This is a genomic window from Nonomuraea sp. NPDC000554 (genome assembly GCF_040300065.1).
GTDB lineage: Bacteria > Actinomycetota > Actinomycetes > Streptosporangiales > Streptosporangiaceae > Nonomuraea.
Window position 1 is genome coordinate 1 of the sequence record NZ_JBEPDC010000060.1, and the last position, 7,117, is coordinate 7,117.

At 67.7% G+C, this 7,117-nt stretch carries 7 protein-coding genes; 4 read left to right on the forward strand and 3 right to left on the reverse strand.

Annotated elements, in window-relative coordinates:
- The 3 genes from ABT294_RS50485 to ABT294_RS50495 form a co-directional block, all read right to left on the reverse strand.
- The coding region (locus tag ABT294_RS50485) for a beta-ketoacyl synthase N-terminal-like domain-containing protein (protein ID WP_350813706.1) at nt 1-921 on the reverse strand (921 nt) is incomplete at its 3' end.
- Between the two features lie 62 nt (nt 922-983).
- Entirely contained in the window at nt 984-2,285 is a 1,302-nt protein-coding gene (locus tag ABT294_RS50490) for an activator-dependent family glycosyltransferase (RefSeq protein ID WP_350813707.1), read from the reverse strand.
- Nucleotides 2,286-2,477: 192 nt separating this feature from the next.
- Nucleotides 2,478-2,984 carry a helix-turn-helix domain-containing protein gene (locus ABT294_RS50495; RefSeq protein ID WP_350813708.1) on the reverse strand — a complete coding sequence of 169 codons (507 nt, stop codon included), beginning with the start codon at nt 2,982-2,984 and terminating at the stop codon, nt 2,478-2,480.
- On the opposite strand from ABT294_RS50495, the gene ABT294_RS50500 reads away from it, so the two are divergent.
- The 4 genes from ABT294_RS50500 to ABT294_RS50515 form a co-directional block, all read left to right on the forward strand.
- Nucleotides 2,983-3,156, forward strand: a complete 174-nt coding sequence (locus tag ABT294_RS50500) for a hypothetical protein (protein WP_350813709.1) — start codon at nt 2,983-2,985, stop codon at nt 3,154-3,156. The genes ABT294_RS50495 and ABT294_RS50500 overlap by 2 nt on opposite strands.
- 279 nt (nt 3,157-3,435) lie before the next feature.
- Nucleotides 3,436-4,335 carry a proline iminopeptidase-family hydrolase gene (locus ABT294_RS50505; RefSeq protein ID WP_350813710.1) on the forward strand — a complete coding sequence of 300 codons (900 nt, stop codon included), beginning with the start codon at nt 3,436-3,438 and terminating at the stop codon, nt 4,333-4,335.
- A 170-nt stretch (nt 4,336-4,505) separates the two neighbouring features.
- A complete protein-coding gene (locus tag ABT294_RS50510; protein ID WP_350813711.1) occupies nt 4,506-5,780 on the forward strand; it encodes a type III PLP-dependent enzyme domain-containing protein in 1,275 nt (424 codons plus the stop codon).
- A 110-nt stretch (nt 5,781-5,890) separates the two neighbouring features.
- Nucleotides 5,891-7,117, forward strand: a 1,227-nt coding sequence (locus ABT294_RS50515; protein WP_350813712.1) for an acyl carrier protein, incomplete at its 3' end; no start/stop codon positions are given.

Here is a 7,117-nt window from a genome sequence, read left to right on the forward strand (position 1 = left end):
ATTACTCGCCCCATCCTGATTAACCGCCGACCCACGAATAACCCCCAACACCCGACGGCCACCAGCCAGCGCATCCGACAACCGCTCCAGCAACAGCAGGCCCACGCCCTCGGAGAACACGGTGCCGTCGGCATCGTCGGAGAACGCCTTGCACTTGCCGTCGCGTGCCAATCCCTGTTGCCGGCTGAAGTCCACCATCAGCTCGGGCGTCGGCATCACGGTCACACCGCCGGCGAGCGCGAGCGTGCTCTCACCGTTACGCAGCGACTGACAGGCCAGATGAATGGCCACAAGCGAAGAGGAACAGGCCGTGTCCACCGTCACCGCAGGACCCTCCAACCCCAGCGTGTACGCCACCCGACCGGAGATGACGGAGCTGGTGTTGCCGGTCTGCACGTATCCCTCGACACCTTCGGGGAACGGTCCGAGCCCCGAGACGTAGCCGGTCTGCGTACCGCCGACGAAGACCCCGGTGAGGGTACCGCGCAGCGTGCCGGGGTCGATGCCGGCGCGTTCCATGACCTCCCACGCGACCTCGAGCACCAGCCGCTGCTGCGGGTCCATCGCCACAGCCTCACGCGGACTGATCCCGAAGAATCCCGCGTCGAAGTCGGCCGCTCCTTCGAGGAAACCGCCGTCACGCGCGTAGGTCGTCCCGCTGATGTTGTGGTCGGGATCGTAGAGCGCCTCAAGGTCCCAGCCCCGGTCATCGGGGAAGGAGGAGATCCCCGAACGTGCCTCCACCAGCATGTTCCACAGGTCCTCCGGCGAGTTCACCCCGCCGGGGTAGCGGCAGCCCATCGACACGATCGCGATCGGCTCGCGCCCCTTCGCCTCGACCTCGTGCAGACGTCGGCGGGTCCGCTGGAGGTCGGCGGTGGCGCGCTTGAGGTAGTCCCGGAACTTGTCATCAGTGGCCATGGAATCTCAACCAGCCTTGAAGTAGTGAGGTGGGACGCGGCGAGGTGGGACCGGCGCGGGCTTCAGGACGCCGCGGTCGAGCCGACCGACCTCCGGTGGCGGAGCACGAGTGCTTCGAGGTCCTGGACGAGATCGTGCGGAGTCGGGGCCTCCTGCATCTCCTGCCGGGCTCTTTCCGCGCGTTCGGCGAAGGTGGTGTCGGTCAGGATCCGCTGCAGTTCGGTGCGGAGAGTATGGGCGGAGGCCCGGTCTGGGGGAAGGTGCACGCCCAGGCCGTAGGCGTCGACGGCCTCCGCGACCTGCGCCTCGTCGTGCAGTGTGTGCGGGACGATGATCTGCGGGACTCCGTTGTGCAGCGCCGTCAAGGTGCTCCCCGTCCCCGCGTGGTGGACGATCGCCGAGCAGGTCTTCAGTACGGGGTCCAGCGGCACGAACCCGGGGATCCGGACGTTGTCGGGAAGCGTGATCCCGGCGGGGACGGAGGAAGGGGCCAGCAGGGCGACGACTTCGACGTCCAGGCCGTCCACCGCATCGAGCAGGTCGGTGAACCCCAGCTCCGCGCGACGCTCCCATACCTCCTGGTAGGACAGGCCGAGGGTGACGCAGACACGCGGCCGCTCGGGTTCCGGCAGCAGCCAAGCCGGGATGGTGCCCGGCCCGTTGTACGGCACGTAGCGTACGGGGAGGTAGTCGTACCGGGCCGGTATGCGCAGCCACGAGGGTATGGAGTCGATCGTCGTCTGACCGAGGACGAGGTCGTCGTCGTAGCCGCAGCCGTACTTCTCCAGCTTGGCGGTCAACCAGTCGCGTACCGGGTCCTCGTCGGCCGCCTCCGGCCGCTCGGCGCGCATGCGCAGGAAGAGCTCTCGTAACCGGCCCCAGTGGTCGCGGCCGATGGTCGTCCGCGCGTGCGCGGCGCCGCAGGCGGCGGCCGCCACCGGTCCCGTGAACGTCATGCTGTCCCAGATGACCAGGTCCGGGCGCCACGATCGGCAGAAGGACACCAGGCCGTCGAACGCCGACGCGTCGGTGTTCACGTCCAGCGCCAGCGGGGAGGCGAAGGCCGCGAGGCAGTCGCGCACGTACTCGTAGGTGAGGGCTTCCGGCCGTGTCTCGGTGATGTCGTATCCGGACCCGTAGATGGTCTCCTCGGGTGCCAGCTCCGCGAGACGTTCGGCGTATCTGGCCTCTTCTCCGACGGCGACACCGGTAAGCCCCGTCTGCTTCACCGCCGGCATGATGTCGGGCTGACCCGCGATCACGACTTCGTGGCCTGCGGCCTTGAGCGCCCAGCCGAGCGGCACCATGAGGTTGAGGTGAGCGGTGGCAGCGAGTTGGGTGACAACGACCCGCAATTCAGTCATCCTCCGGCATGTACGAAGGTCGGTCAGGATGTCGATCGGCCGATGGTGCGGCTTGCGCCCTCGCTCTCACAGGGGCGACCGCCGTCGGCGGCGTGACGTTCTCGCAGTCGTGAGCAGGTCCGTCAGAGCCCCATCGACTCTGACGAGACAGTAATCACCCCACGTGAGAGGCACCGACCCCTAGCTCACCCCTCAGCTCCCCCTGCGATCATCCCTTGCGTCGGGGTGCTCGGGTGGCCTGTACGCGCTGTCCACCTCGGTGATCGGCGTGCTGAGCCGGTGCAGGGCCAGGGCGAGAGTGAGGCGGGCGCGGCCCTCAGCCGAGTGCACCGAGAAGCCGAGTTCGCTCTCGGCTCTGGCCAGCCGCGCGGTGGCGGAGCTGCGGTGGATGAAGAGCCGGGAAGCGGTCTGGCGGAGGGATTCGCTGGCCGCGAAAGCGTCCAACGTGGCGTTCCGCCAGCCGGTCCAATGCGACGACGTCCGCGGATCCGCTGATGGCCTCGGACGATAAGTGCTCTGCGAGGAGGGCGAAACCGCCGCCTTACCCCCAAGCGCGGAAGCGGCCTCGGTGCCGCCGACCGCGACCACCTGCACGGACCGGTCCGGGGACAGCTTGAGCAGTTTCAGTGCCCGGAAGCGCCTGGTCTCATCGGCGGCCGGGCTGAAGACGAGTTCGACGAGCGCCGGGGCGGGCTCCATGCTGCCCAGGACGGCGGCGCAGGCGATTCTGCAAGAGCGCGTCGAAGAAGCTGATGCCCCTGAGTTCGTCGCCCGCGTGGGCGTCGAGTGCGGAGAGGCGCAACAGCAGTTGCTTCATCAGGTTGACCTCGGCTCTAATTGCATTCACTCGGGCGCGGAAACGCGATTCTGAACGGCGAAGTTGCAGCGACCGGCCTGTCGCCGTTCATGAAGAACGTCGACAACGGCACGGTATACGGATATCGGGGCGACGCGGCGGTTCCGGCGGACGGAGACCCGCGCTATAGGGGAGGGACACGGGTCTCATAGGGGGTCCGCCCTCGATCGGCCTTCACCTAGCGTCGTCATGGCCGCTCACCTGTATCGATGAACAATGCGTCGGGCGGTGTCGCGGTGAATGGCCCAGGGCGTGGGGCGCCGCCTCCGCGCCGATCGTGATGAGGTGGTTGACTTGGCCCGAGCCCCCAGCGCCAGGGGAACCCTGCCGTTCGGCGATCACGTGACCTGGTACCGCGTGACCGGCACCCCGGGAAAGGGGAAACCGGCGGTCGTGGCCCTGCACGGCGGTCCTGGCGGCACCCATGACTATCTGCTCCCCTTGGCGGACCTCGCCGATGCCGGGTGGCCGGTCGTCCATTACGACCAGCTCGGCAACGGCGGATCCAGCCACCTCGACGACGCGGATCCGGGGTTCTGGACACCGGAGCTGTTCGACGACGAGCTGGTCAACCTGCTGAACGGCCTGGGCATCGCGGACGACTACGTGCTCTTCGGGCACTCTTGGGGCGGCCTGCTGGCCGCCAAGCACGCGTCCCGCCGGCCGCCTGGGCTGCGCGGGCTGGTCATCGCGAACTCGCCAGCCTCGTACCCGGAATGGCGGAAGGAACTGAAGATTCTTCGCGACCTTCTGCCGAGCGGGGTGAACGACACCCTGCTCGCCCACGAGGCGGCCGGGACGACGGACACCCGCGAATACTTCGACGCGATGATGGTCTTCTACAACCGGCACGTGATCCGGATGCGGCCGTGGCCCCGCGAGTTCATGGCCACGTTCATGGACACGCTCAGCAATCCGACCGTCTACCACGCCATGAACGGGCCGTGCGAGTTCCACGTGATCGGCACGCTCAAGGACTGGAGCGTCACGGACCTCCTGCCTGAGATCACCGCGTCCACGCTGGTGATCTCAGGCCGGCACGACGAGGTGACCCAGGAGTCGTTCCGACCCTTTCTCGAACTCGTCCCGCAGGTCCGCTTAAAGGTCTTCGAGAATTCCAGTCACTCGCCGCACCTGGAGGAGCCGGAGCTCTTCCGGAAGGCGATGATCGAATTCCTCATGGAATTGCGTTGAATCCGGATGGAATTCCACGCGACGCCCGCGCCGAACGGGTGGCGCGTTTGCGAATTCGGCCTCCGAGCATCGCCGTGCCGAGCTTTTGCGCGGCGGCGGAAGCCCAATCCCAGCAAGGGGTCCATATTGTCCAGCGCGGCCATTGAGACGGTGCTCGAAGGAGAGAAGTCGTGACCTACGACACCGATATCGTAAAGAGCGACGCCGAACTCGTCGATCGTTACGGATCGCCGCTGTACGTCTACGACCTGGAACGTGCCGTGGCGGCGCGTGACGACCTCCGCGCCTCCTTGCCCGAGGGAACGGCCGTCTACTTCTCGTTCAAGGCCAACCCTCACCCGGAGATCGCCGAGGCGCTGCGGACGGGTGACGGTTCCGGGTGCAAAGCCGAGATCAGTTCCACGGGCGAACTCGCGGCGGCTGTGGCGGCGGGCTTCGATCCGCTCGACATCCTCTACACCGGGCCCGGCAAGACCACCGAGGAGGTGGAGGCCGCCCTCGAGGCCGGTGTCCGCCGGTTCTCCGTCGAATCGGTCAACGATCTGCGTCGTGTCGGGGAGACTGCCTGGGCACAGGACACGATCGCCGACTGCCTCCTGCGTGTGAACAGCGTCGGCGCGGGGGCCACCACCAGCATCCGCATGGCCGGCGCGCCCTCCCAGTTCGGCTTCGACAGTGAGACGCTCCCTGAACTCATGCCCGAGCTCCGATCGATCCGCGGCACCCGCCTGTCGGGGATGCACCTGTTCTCGTTGAGCAACGCCAAGGATGAGGAATCCCTCATCGGCGAGTTCAAGCACACGATCACCGCGGCGGCCGAGGTCCGTGACACGACGGGCCTGGAGCCTGAGCTGCTGGACATCGGCGGCGGCTTCGCCTCCCCCTACCTGTCCCCCGGCGAACGCCCCGTCTACGGCGGACTCCGTACAGCGTTGGAAGAGATCCTCGACTCGCACTTCCCCGGCTGGCGGAAGGGGAGCCCGCAGGTCGCCTGCGAATCGGGGCGGTACCTCGTCGGCGACTGCGGCCGGCTCGTGTGCACCGTCACCAACGTCAAGGAGAGCCGTGGCGGCAGGTTCATCATCCTGGACGCCGGGATCAACACGCTGGGAGGCATGTCCGGACTCGGGCGTCTGCTGCCGATCTCCGTCGGGCTGGACGGATGGGAGAGGTCGAACGGCTCCGCCGGGTCCCCCGAGACGGCGGAGTGGGCCGGCGCCAGCCTCGTCGGCCCCCTTTGCACTCCTGGCGACATCCTCGGCCGGAACGTCTCCGTCCCCGATCTGCGCCCGGGAGACGTGCTGACCATCCCGAACGCCGGTGCCTACGGCATGACGGCCAGCCTGCTCATGTTCCTGGGCCGCCCGGCCCCCAGAGAGATCATCATGCGCGGCGACCGGGTCGTCTCCGCGTCGCGGGTCCTTTTCGTCCGCATGTACGCCTAGGGCCATCGGCCTGCCAGATCCCCTGCACGACCTTCCCGTTCCCCATTGTCGACTGTCCCGGACAGAGCGCTGCGGACAGGTCCACTGCGGTTCATATGGAGAGTCAGAAGATGAGCCAGTCCGGAAACAGCGAATTCGAAGCCAGCGGCGCCCCGACGGCGGGGGCCGGACAAGCGGCATCCTTCACACTTCGGCTGGCGGAGCTCTCCATGGCCGAACGACGGGCGTCCCTGGTCGAACTGGTGAGCCGGACCACGCTCGACGTGATGAGCGCTGTGCTGCCCGGAATGCTGGAGCAGGTGTCCCCCGAGCAGAGCTTCAAGGACATGGGGCTCGACTCTCTCGCGGCGGTCGAACTGCACGACCGGCTCGCCGCTGCACTCGACGCGGAACTGCCGATCGGCATCGCCTTCGACTACCCGACGCCGGCCGCTCTCGCCGACTACCTGCTCACCGAGGCGCTCGAGCTCGGGGAGCGGAAAGCCGCTGAGATCATGGCCACCGTCGGCTCCGACGAGCCCATCGCGATCGTGGGCATGGCCTGTCGTTACCCCGGCGACGTGTCCACACCCGAGGAGCTCTGGGAGCTGATCTGCGAGGGCCGGGAGACTGTGACGGGCTTCCCGCACGACCGGGGATGGGACCTCGACCGGCTCTTCGACGACGACCCCGATGCCGGCAACACCACGTACGCGCGGGTCGGCCACTTCCTGCACGACGCGGCAGAGTTCGACGCGGCGTTCTTCGGGATCAGTCCGCGTGAGGCTGTGGCGATGGACCCGCAGCAGCGGCTGATCCTGGAGACCTGCTGGGAGGCCATCGAGCGCGCCGGCATCAACCCCCAGACACTTGCCGAGAGCCGGACCGGCGTCTTCATCGGAGCCGAACCACAGGACTACGGCCCCCGACTCCACCAGGCGCCCGCAGACGTCGAAGGCTACCTCGTCACCGGCGCCGCGCCGAGCGTCGTCGCCGGTCGGGTGGCGTACACGCTGGGGTTGGAGGGTCCTGCGGTGACGGTGGACACGGCCTGTTCGGCGTCGCTCGTGGCCATTCACCTGGCCTGTCAGTCGCTGCGCACCGGAGAGAGCCCGCTGGTACTCGCGGGCGGTGTAACCGTGATGTCCGCGCCGGGAACGTACACCGCCTTCAGCCGCCAGCGCGTCATCGCCGCCGACGGCCGCTGCAAGGCGTTCTCCGACGATGCCGACGGTACGGGCTTCTCCGAGGGTGTTGGTGTGTTGTTGCTGGAGCGGTTGTCGGATGCGCTGGCTGGTGGCCGTCGGGTGTTGGGGGTTATTCGTGGGTCGGCGGTTAATCAGGATGGGGCGAGTAAT